Source organism: Nostoc sp. FACHB-888, from assembly GCF_014696655.1.
Classification (GTDB): Bacteria; Cyanobacteriota; Cyanobacteriia; order Cyanobacteriales; family Nostocaceae; genus Nostoc.
The window spans coordinates 29,991-51,077 of record NZ_JACJQM010000014.1; the positions used below are offsets into that span (position 1 = coordinate 29,991).

Genomic DNA, 21,087 nt, shown 5'->3' on the forward strand with positions numbered 1-21,087 from the left:
ATTACCTAATTGTGAATTATTTTGCCATTCCCTATTCAAGATAGCTGCTAGTCTTTTATCTGCCTTCTACCATAAGAGTATAAAAGTTCTATCGCAAGAATTAATTTCGCATTAAACTTAGTTGATTAACGTGAAGATAATGAAATTTTTTCGAGCTTGCAATTAGATAAGCATACCTCAAGATAAACACAATCTTCACACTGAGGATTTTTTCCTGGATTGGTACATCCACAGGGAGGGTTTACAAAACAATCAGCAGGATCTTTATGTGTTTGAAATTTTTTGAATACAAAGTACAAAGCTGCTTCTTGTAAGCAAAAAACAAAATCTTTAACCATAAAATTTCTACCAATTATAGTGAATTTAAGGATTTGTTAGTTACTTATTTAGATTCATTAACTAAGTATGTAATAATAAATAAAACTATGCTATGTATTAATGTAGAACTAATTAAATGAAATGGCCCCTTATAAATAGCGATTAAAGCCATAGATAGAAGATATGACGTTTAGCTTGCTTTCCCAAAAATTCAGTAAAACCTTTTATTTATTCACATCTACCTACTTGATAATTACAAGCGATCGCTAAATCAAAAAGTATTGTTGACTTACCAAAACTAATTAGTTTATTTGACATTATTCTTAGTTAAGCTTAAATCAACTATAATTTTAAAGGTGCCAGATGCTATCAACAGTTGAGACTACATTAAGAATACTCTACAATTCTATTTCACCTGATAGATTCTAACTTCATACTCCAGATGTGCATTACATTAGACTTAAGGAATATTTTATTGTCAGTTCTAATGACTGATATCAATCCTTTGCGCGTCGTTTTAGCTCGTATGGAGTTAATTATTTGCTTCACCACGTTACTTAGAAGGCATTTGAAGAATTCGGATCATCCGCCCTGATGGTTCAAAAAGTGCATAACAGCTTATTCAGTTGATTACACTTTCTCTTTAGGTGGTGTTGCGATACCGCGCTTAACTAGACTCGCTTCAAGTTCCTTAATGAATTTTAAGTCTTCCTCCAATAGAGGCTGGCTTTCGCTAAAAGAAAAGTCCTTACTTACAGAGGGATTTTTCTCAAGGAAAGCAAATGCTTGCCGAAATTGACGCGGATTTGCTTTAATTAGCGAGTCAAAGTGACAGGGAATAATCTGCTGAAAATCCCAACTTGCAACTCTATCAGCCCAGTCGAGGACTTGTCTTGGTGCTTGCGGAAGAATGAGGATTTGCAGAATCGGTGCGACAAATGGTCGCCCCCGACCTCGTAAAGCATCGAATGCCTGCTTCCAGGTTTCTTGCCAGCGAAAAGGAAATAAACCAAAGTATGCTTTTAGCGATCGCTGTGGTGCTTTAAGAGCATCACGAAACATCTGTCCGATTGCAGTAACTTCTAGGGCACTTGGACGTAAGTAAAGCGCAAACAATGAAATTCGTTGCCATCCCTTGCGGCGGTTGTCTTCATTGTCCTCGACCGTCTCCAAGGCGTTTTCCCTTGCATGAAACAGCAGGGGATAAGGATCTAATTGTATGATTTCTGGTGGATCTTCCGGTACAGAAAGTATAGAATCGGTTACAAGCAGAGTGCGCGATCGCTTGTGAAATACTGCAACTTCTGCAAAAGATCCTCGTCCCAAATTGATATCCAATATTGCATAGTCAAACTCCAGAGCGAAGGGAGCAAGGCTTGAGTCCTCTGGCAGTTCTTGAGTTCGTTTTTGGGGAAAGCCTAGCCAACTAAGCGGCAGGTTGAACGGGAAACTCCACTGGTGCGGCGCAACAAAGACTTGTGCTTGAGGAAAGCGGCGAGAAAAGGGGCCAACGAAGACTTTATGCTCCAGACCAGAACTGGTTGGCAGTACGATGTACTTAACTTCACCGTGCTTTGCTACCAACTCATTAACTAAGCGGATACACTCAGTTGTTGGAGCGACAGGTGCATAGACCAGAAGTCCTCCGGCAGCGAGCTTGACGATAGTCATGCGAATCGGCACGATGGTGTAGAGAATACCGTGAAGCTGATCGAATGTCCAGATAGTGTCAAAAACTATTTCCTTGCGAAGTGTCCGCCGCCTGCCGTAGGGATAGAGTGGGACAGTAGCCCAGAATGGCCATGACCAATCTTTTGGGTGGTTCATCGTCGTTCCATTGTCCTGGCGTGGGCCAGTTGTGAGAGTGCTGTAGTTGCAGCAAGACTGACATAGCACACTTGTCGGGCGAGAGCAACTAGTTAGAATTAAAATTATAACGCATCTTAACGTAAGCGATCGCTGTGCAAAAGCTCTCACATTGCCGCAGGCTGGTGTAGCATTCGATGACCTACACTGCTACCAACAAATCGCACACCACAGACGTACACCCACTAAGGGACTTCCAAATAAAATAATCAATAGCTTTAGTGGGCAGGGGAAGCAGGGAGAGAAGAACAGTACTTACGCACTCAGATCCCCCAACCCCCTTAAAAAGGGGGCTTTAGAAGTTCCCCCCTTAAAAAGAGGGGCTAGGCGGGATCTAGGTTTCAGGCTTCAGTGCGTAAGTCCTAAAGAAATCGGACAGTCCTATTGAACGCAGGAATTGAGTAATTTAATTTTTGGATGTCCCTAAACAAAGCGACCGCTTGATTGTTTGCGTTGAATCCCAATCACACTTGGACGCGGTGGTCCGTCAGAATTCCCTTCAATGTTACTGGGCCAATTACTACCACGAGGTACACTGCGTTTTTGAGTAAACAAAGTACCATCCAAGTTCAAAATCTCAATATCTCGGCTGAGAGTTTGCTGAGGGGTGAATGGTACTTCTTCTCCAGGATGCTGCACTGAAATAATCAGTGTATCGCCAACAAAAGTAGGCCCGGTCAACTCACAGCGTGGTGGCCCATAAGCAAAAGGTACAACTTCCCCAGCATCAGGGCCACTGGTGGGAATGAAGAAAAGAAAGTTATTGCCAAAAACCCCAATCAGGTTAGAAGTTCTGACATTAAAATTAGAATCATCCACACTGGGTGAGTTAGAACCCACTACCCGATGGTCTACCCGTAATACTTCTGGGTTAGCGCCTGTGGTGAAACCATTGTGGGCTTCAGTAGACATATCAGTGACACCCCAAATGTTACCTTGGCTATCAAATGCTAAGTTATCTACATTAGCAAAGCCATCTCCCGGTTCTGCTCCCGCTTCACCACCTTTAGCAAATCGCTGCCAACGGAAGGTTGTACCTGTACCATCAGCACTATCTTCGATAATTTTAAAAAGTTCACCAGAAGGTTGTGCAGCGTTGACATTAGAACTGTACTTGGAAACCACAAAGATTCGAGAATCAGGATATCCATCTCCTGATGGCGCACCGTCTGTGTAAGCAATAAAGACTTCATTAGGATTTCTGGGGTTGATTTCCAAATCTTCAGGACGAGCCGTTGCAGTTCCGCCGATGAGATTAGCAGCTAAAAAAGCATCAACCAGCACTGCACCCTGACTCGTGTAGAAATCTGACAACTTCTTACCCTTGTAAGCAGGTAAAGCTTCAGTCTCACCATAAGAGCTAATAGTTCCGGCTGAATCAATAACTGTCTGTATCGTGACAATAATTGACCCACCATTTTCAGTTTGTCCTAAAATCCCACTGCGCTTTGGTAGCCGAGTATTACCATTATTAGAAGCCTGTCCCAATGCAGCAATTTCTACAGAAGCAAGAGTTGAAGGTGGAATCGGATTTGTCGGCGTATTTAGTTTGAGAGGAATCCATTGCCCTGTACCGTTGGGATTGTAACGGGCGACATATAGAGTGCCGCTTTCAAATAAGCGACTATTGTTTTTATCAGTGGGATTTGTAACTGTACCAGAACTGACAAACTTCCAAGTGTGTCCCCCGCGCCGATCATCTCCCATATAACCCACTAATGGTTTTCCAGCTTTCGCACGCACAGCGATATTTTCATGACGGAAGCGACCTAAAGCAGTATGTTTGCGTGGGCGGAAACTGGGGTTAGCTGGATCAATTTCTACCATCCAGCCGTATTTTTCGCCAACTAAGCCAAATGTAGCGCCTGTTGTGCCTTCGATGTAGCTTGTTTGTGTGCCATTGGGCTTGACAAGTTCCTGAACTCCTACAAAAGAGCTTGGACTGGCTTGAAAGTTTTCTTCAGCCGACAATACAGTTCCCCAAGGAGTTGTACCGCCAGAACAGTTAAATCCGGTGCCGATGATTTTGTTACCTAGTCCGTCAGAACTGAGGGGGAAAACTTCTGTCGCACTTGGCCCAGTACCAATCAAATAATTGTTGTCTCCTCGCTGGTAACTTTTGCCACCCCAAGATGTGATGTTTTTATAATTATCAGTGCGATCGCGATTAATTGCTAAACCAGAAAGTCCGTGGATGCGGCGGTTATTCGGGTCACGAACCACAGCAAAGCGGCCACTGCGATTTGGACGGGCAATCCGCACAACAGAGCCACCGATGTTATACATGAATTCACCTAAGACTTCGATATTAGTTCTGTCTTCTGGTAAATCTCGACCAATGATTAGGGGGTAAGATGTGGGGAATCCTCCTAAACCGCTATCAGTTAAGAAGCCAGGTACAGTTGTAGAAAATGGGTAAGAGATGTATTCGTGATTGTTCCAAAGGTAGCCATCATTGGGGCTTCTACCATCAGTAGGAATAAAACTTGTGTAGTCGCTATTGTAGCCAAAGTAATCTTCTTGATTTGGAAAAACGCGATCGCCCCAACTCACAATTACATACCGTTCGTATTCCGGTGGAACCACAACATCATCTACTATGCTATAGCTACTTAACTGGGCATTAGCAGAGGGTTGTAATACATTTCCTTGCCCAATTCCTGTTGGTAAGTAGCTTGTTTGTTGTGTGTAAATCGGTAAAGGATGGGGCAACCGAATTGGGGTAAATTTTAAGGGTTGAACCGCATTAGCAGCATTAGCGCCCAAAAGTTTTTCTCCAAAAGCAGGAACTAGGACAGTTGCACCAGCGCTTGCACCGAAGAAAGCGAGTAACTGTCTACGTGTAAAATTAGTCATTAGGTTACCTCTTGTTAGGAATAGCGGAAATAATTAGCCTAAAACTTTTACAATTTCTTCTCTAGAAATGATAAATTTTATCCATCGTTATCAGATATTTCGACTATTTGCTGCATCTAGTAACTCGGATTTTCAGCAAATTGATATTAAAAAAGATGCAGATATAGCAATAGTTAATATTATTCTGGAGACTTGCTAATTACTTTTAATTTTGCAACTATTCGGCATAAAGAATATTAATTTACATTCATAACTATGTAGGTATACCTTTACCAATCACATCAATCTGAAGAAATAACTATATTTCTATCTCAAGGATGTTTGTTGGATAATTTTCTATTTTTAACGTTTACTTAAAATTTTGTTAACCTTCTGCTTTTTAATTTGAGTTATAGAAAAATGTATAGATACCTTTTGCAGTAAATTTTTATGTAAATACCTATGAAAAATACAGTATTGAAAGTTGAAGCTAAAAATTAAGGAGTAAATAATGAATATAGTTGTTTCTGCTACTGTTAGTATCTTTGCAAGTTTGGCTCTACCTACTGCTGCTCTAGCTGCAATCTTCAACGGTGGCTTTGAAAATAGCTTTGAGAGTTGGCAAACGTTAGGCGATTACAGAATAGAAACTTCAGCTTTCGGGAGCAAAACAGTAGAAGGAAATTCTCAAGCTTTTCTATCAACTGCTTATAATGAAGTGGTTGGTGTCGACGAAAATGGTGGAGAAGTTATAGGAGGAAGTGCCGCTCCTGCTGCCTACATCACAGGCATTGCTGAAAACTCATTAGAGAACTTTTTAGATGTATCATCTTTCTTTGGAGAAGGCTTACTAGCAGATGCGATTGAGGGTTCTGCTATTAAACAAACATTCAAAGTACAAGCAGGAGAAACTTTATCTTTTGCTTGGAATTTCCTCACCAATGAATCAATTGGCGATAATAGCAATCCTGATTTTAATGATTTCGCTTTCGCAACTGTGAGTAATAATTCTCAAAACTTATTTTTTAGATTAGCAGATACCACTACAGATTTTTTGGCTAGAGATTCTGATTCTAAGTTTTTTGAAGAAACCGGATTTAAAACTTTTTCCTTTACCCTACCAACTGATGGAGAATATACTTTAGGTGTTGGGGTTGTAGATGTAGGTGAACCAACAATCATTTCAGGGCTGCTTGTTGATAAGGTACAAGCTGTTCCCGAAACAAATTCAACAGTCAGTTTGTTAGTTTTGGGAATTGTAGGAGTATTTTCTGCGCTCAAATATAGTCAGAAATCGCGCTATTAGTTTAGGTAGAAAATTAGGATCTTATTAGAATAATCAACGCTTAACCTGATTGCAAAGAAGCATTAAAGTTGAGCTGTTACACTTTGCTGTGATCCAAACGCGACAATAAGGGGAGTATATGCAGAACTTGAACATCGAGCGCTTGCTATCAAGTCGGGTGAGACGGCGACAAGTTTTGATTGGGACTGGAGCCTTAACTGGTTTGGCGATCGCCAATCAATGGCCTAACAAAGTTCTCGCCCAGCCCCGATTTTCTAATTATCCCTTTAGTCTGGGTGTCGCTTCCGGTGAACCACTCCCAGATAATGTAGTGCTGTGGACACGTTTAGCTCCCGATCCGCTCAATGGTGGTGGGATGCCGTCATATAATGTTCCAGTGCAGTGGCAGGTTGCTACCGACGAAAAGATGCAGCAAGTCGTCCGCAGCGGCACACAGATGGCTACTCCAGAATTTGGCCACTCTGTCCATGTAGAAGTGCAGGGACTACAACCTGCCCGTTGGTACTGGTATCGCTTCAAAGTAGGTAATCAAGTCAGTCCTATTGGGCGGACTCGTACTGCTCCCAACCCGCGCGATCGCGTTGATCGCTTCCGCTTTGCCTTCGCTTCCTGTCAAAGCTGGCAAAATGGTTATTATGCCGCCTACAAAAATATGGCTCAAGAGGATTTAGACCTAGTGGTTCACCTGGGTGACTATATTTATGAAGGCGCGCCAAGTACAACTGCGCTGCGATCGCACGATGGCGATGGTGAACCATTTACTTTGCAGGAGTACCGTAACCGCCACGCTCTCTACAAGACTGACCCACATTTACAAGCAACTCATGCTGCATTTCCTTGGTTAGTCACTTGGGATGATCACGAAGTTGACAATAATTGGGCAGACGAAATTCCTCAAGACCCCGAAGTACAATCACGCTCGGTGTTTCTTGCCCGTCGTGCTGCCGCTTTTCAGGCATATTACGAACACATGCCACTGCGGGACTTCTCAAAGCCTAGAGGTCTTGATTTGCAGCTCTACCGACGGTTGACTTTTGGCGACCTCGTTGAATTCAATGTCCTAGATACCCGCCAGTACCGTACCGATCAGCCCTGTGGTGATGGACGTAAGCCGCGATGTGCTGAAGCTACTGACCCAACTGCCACAATAACTGGTTCAGAGCAGGAGCGGTGGCTGTTTGAGGGACTAAATCGCTCTGGCGCACGCTGGAACGTCATTGCACAACAGACTATCATGGCTCAGTTTGACTACAATACTGGATCTGAAAAAGTCTTCAACCTTGACCAATGGGACGGTTATGTTGCCTCTCGCAATCGCATTCTCGGTTTCATCCAGCAACGCCGTCCCTCAAACCCCGTAGTCATTACTGGTGACTGGCATTCTAGCTGGGTTAATGACCTTAAGGCTAACTTTGACGACCCCAACTCACAAACGGTAGCGACTGAGTTTGTCGGTACTTCGATCAGTTCAGGTTGTCCCTGGACATTTGACGTAGAAGCAGCATTGCCCAAGAACCCGTGGGTGAAATATTTCAATGGTAGACTGCGCGGTTATGTTCGCTGCGATCTCAACCGTGAGCGTTGGCGTACTGACTATCGGCTGCTGCCTCAGTCTCAACCTACTGAAATTACAGTGTCAGATCCAAATGCACCTGTCATTACAGCAGCTTCTTTCGAGTTGCCAAATCAGGGAGTTGTAGCGCAAGTCTAGTAGTCTGGCAATACAACATCAGCCTCAAAATGAAAAACTCCATCCCTTTATGGATGGAGTTTTTGGGTATTCAAGCCCCTAAATTTATTTATGCGTAGGATAGAAACATTTATTTCGAGGCGCACAAGCGCGAGAAATAATACGTCCTTGTTCCAGAGCCAATGCATTTATGTATAGAACCCATTTGATATCTATACAGGAGGGCAATCGAATTTGGCTGAACTACGAGCTAAGTTACAAATTTTATAGATTGATCGTCAGGATTTTTTTCTTGCTTTTTTTGTCGCTTAACACGACTGTATTGTAGGGTAATGTATCCGTTCCCAGCGGAATTGGCAGCTTAAAACTGGGGCTTTTATGATCGAGTTCGCCTAAATCAATGCTTTTCGTTATATCGCCATCTGTTGCCAGATAAGCGGTAAGTTCGCCTTTATAATCTTCAATTAAAAAGTCTCTAAAGAAAACGACTGCCCCACCCTCAGGATCTATACCAAGGATGACCGTACCGCTGAAAGTTGTGCCTTTTCGTTCTTCATCAACCGTTGCCACTGTGATTTCCGAGGGGTCTTGACCGGACTTATCTGCCATAAACTTTTTCCTAGGCGAATTCTCAACAATTGAAAATGATTTTACCTAACGCTATGGGTGATCACAAAACTCTCAGGACGTATTTCTGCATCGGTCTTGCAAATGTATAGCCAAGTTACTTCTGGTTATACGCCTAATTGGAAGATTGAGTAGGGATGAGTAGGGGCTGAAAGCGATCACGAAGCGTTGCTGCAAAGCAGATCGCATCGCAGAAACCTGATAGAGGGGAGACGTTGAGAAGTTTCCGGATAACTTGATCCGACCTTGCCTCGGCAGTAGAATGCCCTTATCTGTGAACTGACAGGTTTATGGAGTCCAAGGATATATTGTCCATTTTGGTTTTTTTTTGCGTCTGCGCGCACTTTCCCATGCAACGTCGTCATCATCTGCTCTATTACTCCCCCTTCTCGCCACTGCAAGGAGATGCCAAAACACCGTTGAGTAGGGCGGTAAATATGCAGGGTAAATCACACCAGTTACACCCATTCTTGAGTTGATAGAAGATACCATCTAAGATTTGTCGCTTTGTCGACTTTGGTGGTCTGGTTTGCTTTTTCTGCGGCAATAGTGGTTCAATGATTGCCCACTCTTTGTCGGTTAAGCTGCTGGAGTACGGCATTTATTTCTCATTTTACTCGTTCTTTCAAGATCCCAAATGGGTTCTATAGAGTTCTCCCCCCTGCCTTCTTCATTGACTACCACGGCTTTGAGGTTCACTCCAAACTAATTTTCCACAACCCCTCTAGCGGATTGGGCTGTTGCAATTGACTATCACTCGTGCTGGGCCAATTATTGCCATATACCAACCCAACACTGAATATATTATTTACAGGATATTGCCCTATTTTTCCAAAACCTTCAATATTGTTTGAGTCAGTGATTACCTGTTGGTTCAGCTGTATAGTTATTTGGTTGCCGTCATCAAAGTAAATTGTGGCTCGTTTTTTATGAAAGCGTACCTGAACTTTATAAACCCCACCAGTTGCATAATAGTAAGCTCTCGCAGGCAACTTTTGACCATCGATATTCTGGCCTTTGAACTCAACTGCGATCGCAGGCGTACCTAGCAGCAACAGGACTGGCAGAAGGAACCTTAACATTTTCATTGGTTTGTTAACAAACGCTGTTTATCAAACTATTTCCCACTTTAAAACATAAATTTCAGCTGCGGGGCACACTTTCGCACTAGCTCATGCGGGATCATCTATATAAAGTGTAGGGAGATGAAAAGTATGGCTGAACACCCATTTCATGACCAACTTAGTTTAGAAGAACAAGCTGAGAAACTCGGAAAGCAAGCAGTAAACTTGGGTTTGATTCCCAGCTTTGTGGTGCATTACTTTCCTGATACCTGGGTATTTTATATACCTAATGAAAGTAAATCAGAAGCACTGACACCAGAAGAGGCATACTTTCGTTTAAAAAAATTGGTTGGACAATAAGTTTTTGGGCGACAAGTTTTTGAAGACAACAGCTTAGGCACTGCAATTGTTAAGTAACAGTAGTTATGGCGAAACCTGCAATTTTAACTGTCGATGATGATCCAGAAGTGTTGCAAGCAGTATCACGAGACTTGCGGCATCAGTATGGCGATCGCTTCCGCATTGTCCGGGCAGATTCCGGTATTACTGCTCTGGACGCGGTGCAGCAACTCAAATTACGGAATGAAGCAGTTGCTCTATTCTTGGTGGATCAAAGAATGCCCCAAATGGGAGGTGTGGAGTTCCTTGAACAAGCAAAAGGCATCTTTCCTGATGCGAAACGTGCTTTACTGACGGCGTATGCAGATACGGATGCTGCGATTAAGTCAATTAATAGTGCCAAACTTGATTACTATTTACTTAAGCCCTGGAATCCACCAGAAGAAAGATTATATCCGATTTTAGATGATTTGCTAGATGACTGGCTAGCTGGATTCCGCCCACCCTTTGAAGGGATTCGAGTCATTGGTAATCGCTGGTCGCCTTTTTCCCATCAGGTGAAAGACTTTCTAGCGCGTAACCAGATTCCCTATAAGTGGTTGGATATTGAACTGGAGCCGGATGCAGCAAAATTAGTGGAATACGCAGAAGCTGATGGCAGACAGCAATTGCCCCTGGTGCTGTTTCCCGATGGTTCCCGATTAATCCAACCATCAAATTTAGAGATTGCCGCTAAAATTGGACTCCAAACCCAGGCAGAGCGCCCATTTTATGACTTAGCGATCGTGGGTGGTGGCCCTGCTGGGCTAGCAGCCGCCGTTTATGGGGCTTCTGAAGGATTGAGTACTGTCTTAATTGAGCGTGAAGCACCAGGTGGACAAGCAGGTACGAGTTCACGCATTGAAAACTATCTGGGGTTTCCTGTTGGCTTAAGCGGCAGTGATTTGGCCAGGCGGGGAGTCACTCAGGCGCGGCGATTTGGGGTAGAAATTCTTACTCCTCAAATAGTAACTGGAGTCAAGCTACAAGATCCTTATCGGGTTCTACAATTGGCGGATGGCAGCGAGATTAGTTGCCATGCACTTTTAGTTGCAACTGGCGTTTCCTACCGTTGGCTAGATGTCCCAGGAGCCGAGAAGCTGACAGGGGCGGGAGTTTATTACGGTGCTGCTATGACTGAAGCGATCGCCTGTACCAATGAAGAAGTTTACTTAATAGGTGGGGCAAATTCTGCTGGACAGGCAGCAATGCACTTTTCTAAGTATGCCAGCAAAGTGATCATGTTGGTGCGGGGTGAGTCGCTTTCATTGAGTATGTCCCAATACTTGATTGACCAGATTGCGGCTACTGAGAATATCCAAGTTTGCACAAGTTGCAGCGTCGTGGAAGTGAAGGGAGATGATTCTTTAGAAGAAATTGTGATTAAACACGCCAACACGGGACAAACTGAAACCGTACCAGCGCGATCGCTTTTTATCTTTATCGGTGCTAGCCCTAAAACTGATTGGCTTGATGGTGTTGTTCGACGCGATACTCAGGGGTTTATCATTACAGGCCCCGACTTGATGCACAATGGCAAACCTCATCCAGGTTGGGGTTTGGAACGCTCACCTTTCTTACTAGAAGCCAGCGTTCCTGGCATATTTGCAGCCGGAGATGTGCGTTCCGGGTCAATTAAGCGGGTGGCATCTGGTGTGGGTGAAGGTTCGATCGCCATTCAATTTGTTCACCGCTATCTAAGCAATGTTTAGCTAGATCGGGAAAAACTAAGGAGATTGATTAATGTTGTGTATTGAAGACTTGATCAACTTAGACCCGTTTCAACGGCTTCCTAAAGAGCGATTGGAGTGGGTGTGCGATCGCGCTGGTACAGTTGAACTCCGTACCGGAGAAGTGTTGGTGCATGAGGGAGACTCTGGACGCGGCTTATTTATCCTAATCAAAGGAAAAATGAATATTACCCGCCGCACTGAAGGAGTTGAAATTCCCATTGGGCAACACGAAGCCCCATCCTTTTTTGGTGAAATTCCAGTCCTCACAGATGAGCCTGCACCTGTGACAATGCGGGCATTCAAAGATTGCTACCTCTATGAAGTTAAGCCAGACGACTTCCGTAAGCTGCTGCATGAATGTCGTGATTTTGAGCGGATGGTCTTCCGGATTATGGAACGTCGTCTGCGGGGGCTAGAATCTTTTATTCGGGGGCGAGAAAAAATGGCAGCTTTAGGGACACTTGCCGCCGGTCTAGCTCATGAACTTAACAACCCAGCCTCAGCCCTCGTTCGGACTTTAGGAGAAATGCCAGCCGCGATCTTAGAGCTACAACGAATGAACTTAGTTTATGGGCAACGCAACGTTGAGGAAGCGCATACTCAAGACTGGTTGAGATTGCGCGATCAAGGCTATGATGCGATTTTAAATAATCGTCTAGATCCAGTGACACTAAGCGATCGCGAAACCGTGTTGCTGGATTGGTTAGAAGATTATGGTGTGAAGCAGGCATGGAAATTAGCAGAGCCTTTAGCCGAAGGCGGTGTTGAGGTCGAAACCTTAGATCAGATGATGGAACGTTGGCGCAATGACGGCACTGAATTGCGTGAAATGGGATTGCACTGGCTATCGCTCTCCTTTGAAGTCATGTCAATGATTAAACATGGTTTGCGAGGAGCCGAGAGGATTTCTGAACTTGTGCAAGCGATGAAGTCTTATTCTTACCTCGACCAAGGCGTTCAGCAAGAAGTAAATGTGCATCAAGCTTTAGAAGATACCCTGCGATTGTTTGCTCATAAACTCAAGTGCGGCATCCAAGTACAACGCAATTACGATCAACATATTCCTAAAATCCTGGCTTATGGCAGCGAACTGAATCAGGTGTGGACAAACTTAATTGACAACGCCATTGATGCAATGGAGGGTAAAGGACTGCTAGAAATTACAACACACCATTGCGATCGCTTTGCCCATATTGACATCATCGATTCTGGTAGTGGAATTCCACCTGAAATTAAAACCCGCATTTTTGAACCTTTCTTCACTACCAAATCAGTAGGGCGTGGTTCAGGACTTGGTTTGGAAACCGTTCGCCGGATTGTAGAAAATCGCCATCACGGTACGCTCTCATTTGAGTCGCAGCCAGGTAGAACTTGTTTCACCATCTGCTTGCCTTTGTCAAATCAATGAATCATTTATTCTGGCGGCGCTTTTATTAATTGCTGGGTGTGGGGTTGACGTAAAAAGCTAGCTTCAATTCCATTCCAGTTAATATTTAGAACTTTTGATACCGACAAGAGGACTTTTCAAACATCCTCTAAAAGGGGATGGGATAACACGAAAGACTTTTGACGGACTAAAAAGGTCAGCTTGTTTTCAAGTATATATACTTATAATAATTTTAGCATTTACCTTATGACTTATGACAATCCTCCAACTGATTGAACCCGAAATTAAAAATCTGGGTGAGTCTTTTGCCCGCCGCAGTTTACCATATCCTAATCGCCAAATGGTTGGGCCGTTTATCTTTTTTGATCATCTTGGCCCGTCCGTTATGCGCCCCAATCAAGGCATTGATGTCCGACCACATCCCCATATCAATCTTGCAACGGTGACTTATTTATTTGATGGTGCTTTGATGCATCGTGATAGTTTGGGTACTGTGCAAGAAATCCAACCAGGTGCAGTGAACTGGATGACAGCTGGAAAGGGAATTGTACATTCAGAGCGATCGCCCGACCATGATCGTTACAATGAAGCCATCATTCACGGCATTCAAACTTGGGTAGCTCTGCCTGTTGAACACGAAGAAACCGAGCCAAACTTCATCCACTATCCTGCTGAAACCCTTCCTACTTGGGAAGAGAATGGCACTCTCATCAAACTCATCGCGGGAAAAATACTTGGCTACGCCTCACCTGTGAAAGTTTTCTCACCTATCCTCTATTTAGATGCGGTGTTGTCTGCCAATGCTCACTTCACTATTCCTACTGATTATTCAGAAAGAGCAGTATACAGTGTCACAGAAGGATTGAGGATTAATGATGAACCAATAGAGCAATATCGTCTCGCAATCTTACAGCCAGGCGAGCAGATCAAGGTTTCTGGTACTACTGCTGCTCAGTGTATTGTTATTGGGGGTGAGCCGTTAGGTACACGCTACAAATGGTGGAATTTTGTTTCTAGTCGACCAGAGCGAATAGAGCAAGCTAAAGCTGATTGGCGCGACTGCCGCTTTGCTTCTGTGCCAGATGAAACAGAGTTTATTCCACTGCCAGAAGTGGTGACAGAAGCTAATCCTTTTTCTTGACAGTCTCGCCGTCAAGGAAATTTGTGTAGAAGTATCCCTGCGATCGGTTTTATACTGGTCGCAACTCATGAAGCAACGCGTTAGGTGGTTCGCTAACTTGTACCGAATCCCCAACTGATTTGCTCCTCTAGGAATAACTGCCTTCTTTAATAGTGGTATAGGTTTATAGTTAGGTTTTTTCGTGCTTACTTACTTACTGAGTTTTTTAAAATACATCGACCTTTGTTGGTTTTGTATTCTTGATTACCCAATAAAGTTAATATATTCTATGCCTTTAGTTATAGAAGTAAACCTAATCTTCTATGTCTATAGGTAGATAAATAAAACACTAATAAAAGTTTAAATCTTAAAAAGAGAAAATTAACCTTGTAAAATATCCCTATAGCTTTAGGTTTATCCTCTTACAAGAATCAAATAACATCTCATTTGTCAACATTTAAAAGGGCTGCTCCTTAAAACCTAGTAATCTTACTTAAAAAGTGTTGCATTAACCGTCAAATAGCTGTATTGTTAAAGGTGATCTCCCTAAAAAGATTAACGGTAGATACGCAAATAGTAAGGATGATAAAATGACTTTGCTTAATTGATTAACAGTGCAATCTACCTTTTCCCAGATTCTCCTTTACGAATAAGTATTCCATTTACCTGATGTGCTAATTTTTCGTGTTTTAAGGGATCTATTCAAAGGTAGTAGTTGTTAACCATGACATGATATCTTTAGATACACATGATATCTTTAGAGAAGATCGCTGTAATATTTACTTGAGATAGTAGCTCTCCTTCAAAAATCAACTAAAAGCCATAGTAAATCTGGATTTACCTTTAAACATCCAAAATGCTACCAAGGTAAAATCTAAGTTATGACTTAAACCAGGACATTTCCCCCTAGCCTCCGAAAGTACTAGAGGGATCATCCCAGTTTTAGTTGTTTATCAGGCTGCTAAAAAATAACCTTTGTGGGTTAAGTTTTTGTGCATTTTTCTGCAAAATCTCGGGCAAGAGAAATTCAGAATTTAGCTGCTGCACTTTCGTGCATCTGCTCTTTTACCATTAACTACAACTAATTTCAATTATGACACTTAAACTTCCTCAAAATCAAGCTTCAATTAAGCAACCTTTTGTAAGGTATAACGCTTACAACACTGATTATTTGACAAATCTAGTACTGAAACTAGAATTTTGCCTTAATAACCAAAATTTTGGCTTAATATATAAATTTATTTCTCTATTAATTAAAAAATTGCAAATTCGCCACGAAATTTGCGTTTTTAAATTTTAGCACGCCAGGCTGATTTTCTCGCTAATATAGGTGCTAGCTACAATCTTTAAAACCTCAAAGAGGCTTAATTTTGGGTTTTAATAGATAAGATTTGCTAATGTAAATTTTTATGTGGCAGCATACATTTTGCTAAAAACGCGAAATTTAATAACTAGCGACTTAGGTTAGCGAATCTGAATTCTGTAGATTCTTAATCACCTATACATCTCCAATCAAGAGAAATAGACATATGCGGGAATTACTTGTTTACGCATTGATGATTTCTTTTGAGTTAAAGCAGGATAATTGCATTCCAAGCAAGATATGTACATAGAAAACAGAGATCAAAATTTTTAATCCTGTATCCCGTTTTTAAAGATGAGCAGGTGCTATCTATGTTTTTCGAGTATCAATTCGCGATCGCTTATTCTTTCGCTTTGAACTTTGGGATTTATTGCTGGCTTGTTGTGGTAACTCACGCCAGCATCGGATAACTGTACCAAGTATCTGCAATTTTTTAAGCGGTGTGATCCCAGACTGATTTTCCATTCATTCTAATAACTTTATTAAGATTACCAAGGCTGCAATACAAGACAGAATAAATATTGTTTACAAAGTTGGATACAACGCCAATTGCCATTATTAACTTAGAAAATGCCCTAGTTAATTGTAACTACTAAGGCTATTTAGTATTTGCAAATAATTAGTAATTAAATTACAGAAATACAAATGCTAACTGATGTATATTTAAAGTGAACAAAACAGACTTTGTAACATAATTTAAGTTAGGAAAAAATATATTATGAGCAAATCAAATTATCGAATTTATTATTTAAGGATGAGCCTTACAATGATAAAACAATTTTTTTGAAGTAAATTTATAGCAAAATACAATAGCAAATATTTAGTAATTTTAGCGAATAGTTACAACTAAAACGAGCTGTATCTATAACTTGTAGAGTCAAAGTACTTTTATTAATTAATTTGAAATAAGCTGTAAGAAGCTAATTAAAATACGACAGCCTAATTGGTGTATTAGGTTTTAATTTTTCATGCGAAGTTTTAGCTTTTAAGGAGTATAAAGATTAAAATGATCAAATATAAATTTCACATAAACATATCAGTTTGCTCTATTTAATGTATTGACTTGTTAAAGAAATAAGAGTAATCTGAATCTAGAAAGTAAAAAAATAAATTTTGTAAAGTAAGCCTACAGGCAGAATAGAACCTATAAGGGTAGGTGAATTAATCTTATTAGCGTAAACATCTTAAAAATGTGTTAAAAAGCCTGCTATGAATCCAGATTTTTGGCACAGATTTAATATGTCTACCTTACAAAAAGAACTGTAATAGTATAGAGAGAGGTACATTAAATGAGTACTGATTCTAATGGCTTGATAACGCAGCACCATTTTTCAACTTTAGTAGAATTACTGAGTTACAGAGCAAAAAATCAATCTGAACAGAAAGCTTATACTTTTTTACAAAGTACAGAGACAGAAGCAGTATCGTTGACTTATAAAGAGCTACATCTGCAAGCGCAAGCGATCGCAGCTAGTATGCAATCTTTAAATCTAGTTGGCGAACGTGCTTTGCTCCTATATCAACCGGGTATAGAGTTTATTGCTGCTTTCTTTGGGTGTTTATATGCCGGCGTTGTTGCTATTCCTGCATATCCACCTAGACGAAATCAAAAGTTGTCCAGGTTGCAGGCTATAGCGGCAGATGCCCAAGCCAAGATTGTACTTACTTCTCAATCTCTTTTGCATAGCCTACAAACCAGCTTCAATGAAGAGGATTTAGAGCTTTCTGGATTGCATTGGCTAGCTACCGATGACTTGAGTAACGATCTAGCCCAAGCATGGCAACCGCCGGAACTCAACGGTAATACCTTAGCTTTCCTTCAATACACATCTGGCTCTACAGGGACACCAAAGGGCGTGATGATCACTCATGGGAATCTGCTGCATAACGAGCGGATGATCGAGAAAGCCTTTGGACATACAGACAAAACTATTGTTGTTGGTTGGTTGCCTGTTTTCCATGACATGGGACTCATTGGAAATGTGTTGCAGCCGATATATTTAGGGGTTCCTTGCATTCTGATGTCTCCAGTTGAGTTTCTCCAAAAACCAATTCGCTGGTTGCAAGCAATATCCCGCTACAAAGCTACAACTAGTGGTGGACCAAACTTTGCTTATGATCTCTGCATTCGCAAGGTGACACCCGAACAGTTAGCGACTCTCGATCTCAGCAGTTGGGAAGTTGCCTTTACTGGTGCTGAACCTGTCCGGGCAGAGACTTTGGAGCAGTTTGCTTCTACTTTTGCACCTTGTGGCTTCCGCAAGGAAGCATTTTATCCCTGCTACGGTATGGCAGAAACCACTCTGATAGTAACCGGGGGTGAGAAAACAGCTTTACCAATCACTTGCAACGTAGAAAAAGCAGCATTAGAGCAAAATCGAATTGTCAAGGAGCACAAGGCTCAGGAAGATACCCAGACAATAGTAGGTTGTGGCCAAAGTCCTTCTGATCAGAAGGTGATCATTGTTGATCCCCAATCCTTAACGATGTGTGCGTCTGAACAAGTTGGGGAAATTTGGGTAGCAGGCCCGAGTGTTGCTCAAGGTTATTGGAATCAACCTGAGCAGACAGAGAAGAGTTTCCATGCCTATTTAGCAGATACAGATATTAGCGACAGTGAAACCTCAATCCCGTTTTTTCGCACTGGAGACTTAGGATTTTTGCAAAATGGGGAGTTGTTTATCACAGGGAGACTCAAAGATGTAATTATCATCAGAGGGCAAAATCATTATCCACAAGATATTGAACTGAGTGTTGAAAAGAGCCATCCAGCCCTGAAACCTGATTCAGGAGCAGCATTTTCCATCGATTTTAAGGGTTCCGAACGACTAGTTATTGTTCAGGAGGTAGAGCGGAGTTACTTGCGGAAGTTAAACGTTCAAGAAATTCTTGGAAATGTGAGACAAGCAGTGATTGCACAGCATGGACTGGATATATTTGCTACGGTACTCATCAGGACTGGAAGTATCCCTAAAACCTCTAGTGGTAAAATTCGCCGTCAAGCTTGTCGAACTGCGTTTCTTACCGGCACCTTAGATGTCATGGAGGATTGGAGTGAGAATCCTCAGAACAAAGCTAAGTTTAAGGATTTAGAAGCAGAGGTTGATTCTGTTCTCAAGCAGTTAACACCAACCAAGCAGCTATAAACTAGCAAGGGCTGGTTGGCTGGTTCCTAGCCTCCAGGCTGGGAAGAAGGCGTGCCATTCCTCTCATATCATGTTTGCTAATTTGCCAGTTAGATTGACAAAAGCTCAGTTGCAGTGGTGGCAGATAGCTCCATATACGGGGATCATTTATCTTCTAGAGTTTTTTAGCTTGGTTAGGAATATTCATATTCCTAAGACAGGCATGGTTGCAGTGAAAAATTGAACACATTTGATTGTTGAAACATCTACATAGACGAAGACTTAAATTATGACAATGCAGAATCTTGAATTGAATACCACATCTACAGTTGTAATCAAGCAGATCCCAACAGCAGCAGAGATTCAAACATGGATAGTCCTTTATCTAGCTGACTTGCTGGAAGTTCATTCAGACGAAATCGAAGTCACAATACCTTTTGACCGCTATGGATTAGACTCTTCAGCAGCAGTCGGTTTGACAGGTGATTTGGAAGACTGGTTGGGATGTGAACTCGATCCAACCCTACTATACGATTACCCAACTGTTGAGGCTCTAGTTAAGCATTTAGTCTCAGAGTTAAAAGTTGAAAAATAATCTCAATTCTCTTCATATTTAGTGCATTCAGGAGAAAATCATGGTAACTGTAAACAAGACTCTCGAACCATTAGAAGCGCAGGAGCCAACGCACTTCCATCGGATTGAAAAAACTTACAAAAACAATAAAGACTCAGATTATACTGAGAAACTCAAAGAACTGGGTCAAGAATTTAATTACGCCAAAAACAGCAATTATTATTGGAGTAAACCTGACCTTTCGCTTCTGTATGGGACTCCTCTTTATGATGCTGCTTCTGAAACCCAAAAACTAGCCCTTAATCATCTTTATTGGGTTGGAAATTATAACCATACTGCTGTTAGCGAAGCCAGTACAAGTATTTACAACATGGTAACGTCTGGTGTATTTCGTGCCGTTGGTGGCTATGAAACACTTTGTGATGAACTGGACTTTGAAACCGAGCAGGAAAGCTACCACATTCGCACCTTTCAAAAGATAGGCTACAAATCGAAAATGGCTATTGTTGGCAAAACCATATTGGGTAATTCCCTTTATGGCAAAACGGCAAAAGACAATAATAGTTGGCTTAATCTTTTGATTCCTCAACCTGTGCGAGAGTATTTCACCTCTAGTCAAGGAAGTTCTCCCTTTTCAATACAGCGAGATAATACTTTAAGCGCGATCGCTAAGACAATGTTGAGCGATAAGAAACAGTATTACTCTCAGTATTTGAGAAATTTAGAAGAAAAAGGTGAGCCGATTCCTGCACCAGCAGATGGACTAGCAGGACGAATCGCACCCCGGCACTGGTTACGGTTTTTTACTGTTCACTGGGGTATGTCGCCGTTTATGGCGTGTCAATACTATTCCTTGCGCTACACGGCTAATGCGATTCTCAAAAATCAAGAATATCCTTATGTCAGGTATTACCGAGAGTTAGAGCAAAAAGGCGAATATATTCCGGCCCCAACAGCGGTTTCTTATTACCACTTATTGGATGAGGCTTTCCATACTACAATCTCTCAAACCATTGCCAGAGATATGTATAAGGATTTCCCGAAGCCAACTGCTTACGAGAAATTTATCTCTGGTTCGATAGTCTATCAGATCCAACGCAACCTTTTGAGCGGACTTTCTGGAGTCTTACCTGGTCGTTGTGTTTATGATGACCAGATGTTGATGCTCTTTTACTACAAGCTCTTGAAGTCTCCTTTATTTGAGATGGAAACAAAAGAAGCACTTGATTGGATGGAAAAATGCTTCTGCCAAGAACACGAAGGTTTTCAAACCGGGCTTAAATATCATCAAAGTCTTTTGGAATTGATGCGGAGATTATTTAATCGCCTAGACTATCAGTGGGCTGTCAACCGTAACATGGGGATTATGGCTGCTGGAGCCTCAATTGACAAAGCAATTCAAAACAATATTCCGGTTTTTAAAGAGTTCAAAAAATCGGTTCTAGCTCAAGACAGTTAAAGCAATCTGTAAGGGAATTCCAAATAAAAAATATCCCAAAAACTCTCTCTTCTTTATTACTGTGTGTTCTCTGTGTTCTCGGCGTCTAGGTTTATTTGGTAGGGCAAACGCATCTAAAGTATAAAAATCCTTTAATAGTAAGGGTTTGAGCGTTTTTAAATTTAGCCTATTTTTTCGTTAAGATCCTTATCTAGCAAGGGTTTCAGAAATACCGTGCGTTCGCCCTGGTTTATTTGGGTAAT

Annotated in this window: 14 protein-coding genes; 9 read left to right on the plus strand and 5 right to left on the minus strand. The window is 41.8% G+C overall.

Features of this window, described 5'->3' with window-relative positions; genetic code table 11:
* Positions 1-948 precede the first annotated feature (948 nt).
* The gene (locus H6G26_RS11380; RefSeq protein WP_190729355.1) at positions 949-2,145 is read right to left on the minus strand and encodes a DUF4336 domain-containing protein; all 1,197 of its coding nucleotides are present in this window, start codon (positions 2,143-2,145) and stop codon (positions 949-951) included.
* 462 nt (positions 2,146-2,607) lie between these two features.
* Entirely contained in the window at positions 2,608-5,040 is a 2,433-nt protein-coding gene (locus H6G26_RS11385) for an alkaline phosphatase PhoX (protein ID WP_190729356.1), read from the minus strand.
* Positions 5,041-5,530: 490 nt separating this feature from the next.
* On the opposite strand from H6G26_RS11385, the gene H6G26_RS11390 reads away from it, so the two are divergent.
* Together H6G26_RS11390 and H6G26_RS11395 are read left to right on the plus strand one after the other, a co-directional pair.
* The gene (locus tag H6G26_RS11390; protein WP_190729357.1) at positions 5,531-6,325 is read left to right on the plus strand and encodes a hypothetical protein; all 795 of its coding nucleotides are present in this window, start codon (positions 5,531-5,533) and stop codon (positions 6,323-6,325) included.
* 118 nt (positions 6,326-6,443) lie between these two features.
* Positions 6,444-8,036 carry an alkaline phosphatase D family protein gene (locus H6G26_RS11395; RefSeq protein ID WP_190729358.1) on the plus strand — a complete coding sequence of 531 codons (1,593 nt, stop codon included), beginning with the start codon at positions 6,444-6,446 and terminating at the stop codon, positions 8,034-8,036.
* A 243-nt stretch (positions 8,037-8,279) separates the two neighbouring features.
* On the opposite strand, the gene H6G26_RS11400 is transcribed toward H6G26_RS11395, so the two are convergent.
* From H6G26_RS11400 to H6G26_RS11410, 3 genes are all read right to left on the minus strand, one after another.
* Positions 8,280-8,624, minus strand: coding sequence for a hypothetical protein (locus tag H6G26_RS11400; protein WP_190729359.1), 345 nt, complete (start codon positions 8,622-8,624; stop codon positions 8,280-8,282).
* 394 nt (positions 8,625-9,018) lie between these two features.
* Positions 9,019-9,243, minus strand: coding sequence for a transposase (locus tag H6G26_RS11405; protein WP_199326791.1), 225 nt, complete (start codon positions 9,241-9,243; stop codon positions 9,019-9,021).
* A gap of 94 nt (positions 9,244-9,337) precedes the next feature.
* Positions 9,338-9,724 (minus strand): hypothetical protein, encoded by a 387-nt coding sequence (locus H6G26_RS11410; protein ID WP_242053669.1) that lies wholly within the window; start codon positions 9,722-9,724, stop codon positions 9,338-9,340.
* 132 nt (positions 9,725-9,856) lie between these two features.
* Here H6G26_RS11410 and H6G26_RS11415 point away from each other — a divergent pair, with 132 nt between their 5' ends.
* The 7 genes from H6G26_RS11415 to H6G26_RS11445 all read left to right on the plus strand — a co-directional run bounded on the left by H6G26_RS11415 (position 9,857) and on the right by H6G26_RS11445 (position 20,845).
* The gene (locus tag H6G26_RS11415; protein ID WP_190729361.1) at positions 9,857-10,066 is read left to right on the plus strand and encodes a hypothetical protein; all 210 of its coding nucleotides are present in this window, start codon (positions 9,857-9,859) and stop codon (positions 10,064-10,066) included.
* Between the two features lie 65 nt (positions 10,067-10,131).
* The gene (locus tag H6G26_RS11420; protein WP_190729362.1) at positions 10,132-11,796 is read left to right on the plus strand and encodes an FAD-dependent oxidoreductase; all 1,665 of its coding nucleotides are present in this window, start codon (positions 10,132-10,134) and stop codon (positions 11,794-11,796) included.
* 31 nt (positions 11,797-11,827) lie between these two features.
* On the plus strand, positions 11,828-13,225 hold the full coding sequence (locus tag H6G26_RS11425) for an ATP-binding protein (RefSeq protein ID WP_190729363.1): 1,398 nt from the start codon (positions 11,828-11,830) through the stop codon (positions 13,223-13,225).
* 232 nt (positions 13,226-13,457) lie between these two features.
* A complete protein-coding gene (locus tag H6G26_RS11430) occupies positions 13,458-14,345 on the plus strand; it encodes a pirin family protein (protein WP_190729364.1) in 888 nt (295 codons plus the stop codon).
* 2,631 nt (positions 14,346-16,976) lie between these two features.
* Positions 16,977-18,833 carry a fatty acyl-AMP ligase gene (locus H6G26_RS11435; RefSeq protein ID WP_190729365.1) on the plus strand — a complete coding sequence of 619 codons (1,857 nt, stop codon included), beginning with the start codon at positions 16,977-16,979 and terminating at the stop codon, positions 18,831-18,833.
* 289 nt (positions 18,834-19,122) lie between these two features.
* Positions 19,123-19,407, plus strand: a complete 285-nt coding sequence (locus H6G26_RS11440) for an acyl carrier protein (RefSeq protein WP_242053670.1) — start codon at positions 19,123-19,125, stop codon at positions 19,405-19,407.
* 40 nt (positions 19,408-19,447) lie between these two features.
* Entirely contained in the window at positions 19,448-20,845 is a 1,398-nt protein-coding gene (locus H6G26_RS11445) for a hypothetical protein (protein ID WP_199326793.1), read from the plus strand.
* Positions 20,846-21,087 lie beyond the last annotated feature (242 nt).

What these genes read in the sequence shown, in the direction of transcription:
- H6G26_RS11395 (WP_190729358.1), top strand. Translation starts at nt 6,444, where the DNA reads ATGCAGAACTTGAACATCGAGCGCTTGCTATCAAGTCGGGTGAGACGG.
- H6G26_RS11445 (WP_199326793.1), top strand. Translation starts at nt 19,448, where the DNA reads ATGGTAACTGTAAACAAGACTCTCGAACCATTAGAAGCGCAGGAGCCA.
- H6G26_RS11380 (WP_190729355.1), bottom strand. Translation starts at nt 2,145, where the DNA reads ATGAACCACCCAAAAGATTGGTCATGGCCATTCTGGGCTACTGTCCCA.
- H6G26_RS11400 (WP_190729359.1), bottom strand. Translation starts at nt 8,624, where the DNA reads ATGGCAGATAAGTCCGGTCAAGACCCCTCGGAAATCACAGTGGCAACG.
- H6G26_RS11430 (WP_190729364.1), top strand. Translation starts at nt 13,458, where the DNA reads ATGACAATCCTCCAACTGATTGAACCCGAAATTAAAAATCTGGGTGAG.
- H6G26_RS11410 (WP_242053669.1), bottom strand. Translation starts at nt 9,724, where the DNA reads ATGTTAAGGTTCCTTCTGCCAGTCCTGTTGCTGCTAGGTACGCCTGCG.
- H6G26_RS11420 (WP_190729362.1), top strand. Translation starts at nt 10,132, where the DNA reads ATGGCGAAACCTGCAATTTTAACTGTCGATGATGATCCAGAAGTGTTG.
- H6G26_RS11435 (WP_190729365.1), top strand. Translation starts at nt 16,977, where the DNA reads ATGAGTACTGATTCTAATGGCTTGATAACGCAGCACCATTTTTCAACT.
- H6G26_RS11405 (WP_199326791.1), bottom strand. Translation starts at nt 9,243, where the DNA reads ATGCCGTACTCCAGCAGCTTAACCGACAAAGAGTGGGCAATCATTGAA.
- H6G26_RS11415 (WP_190729361.1), top strand. Translation starts at nt 9,857, where the DNA reads ATGGCTGAACACCCATTTCATGACCAACTTAGTTTAGAAGAACAAGCT.
- H6G26_RS11390 (WP_190729357.1), top strand. Translation starts at nt 5,531, where the DNA reads ATGAATATAGTTGTTTCTGCTACTGTTAGTATCTTTGCAAGTTTGGCT.
- H6G26_RS11385 (WP_190729356.1), bottom strand. Translation starts at nt 5,040, where the DNA reads ATGACTAATTTTACACGTAGACAGTTACTCGCTTTCTTCGGTGCAAGC.
- H6G26_RS11425 (WP_190729363.1), top strand. Translation starts at nt 11,828, where the DNA reads ATGTTGTGTATTGAAGACTTGATCAACTTAGACCCGTTTCAACGGCTT.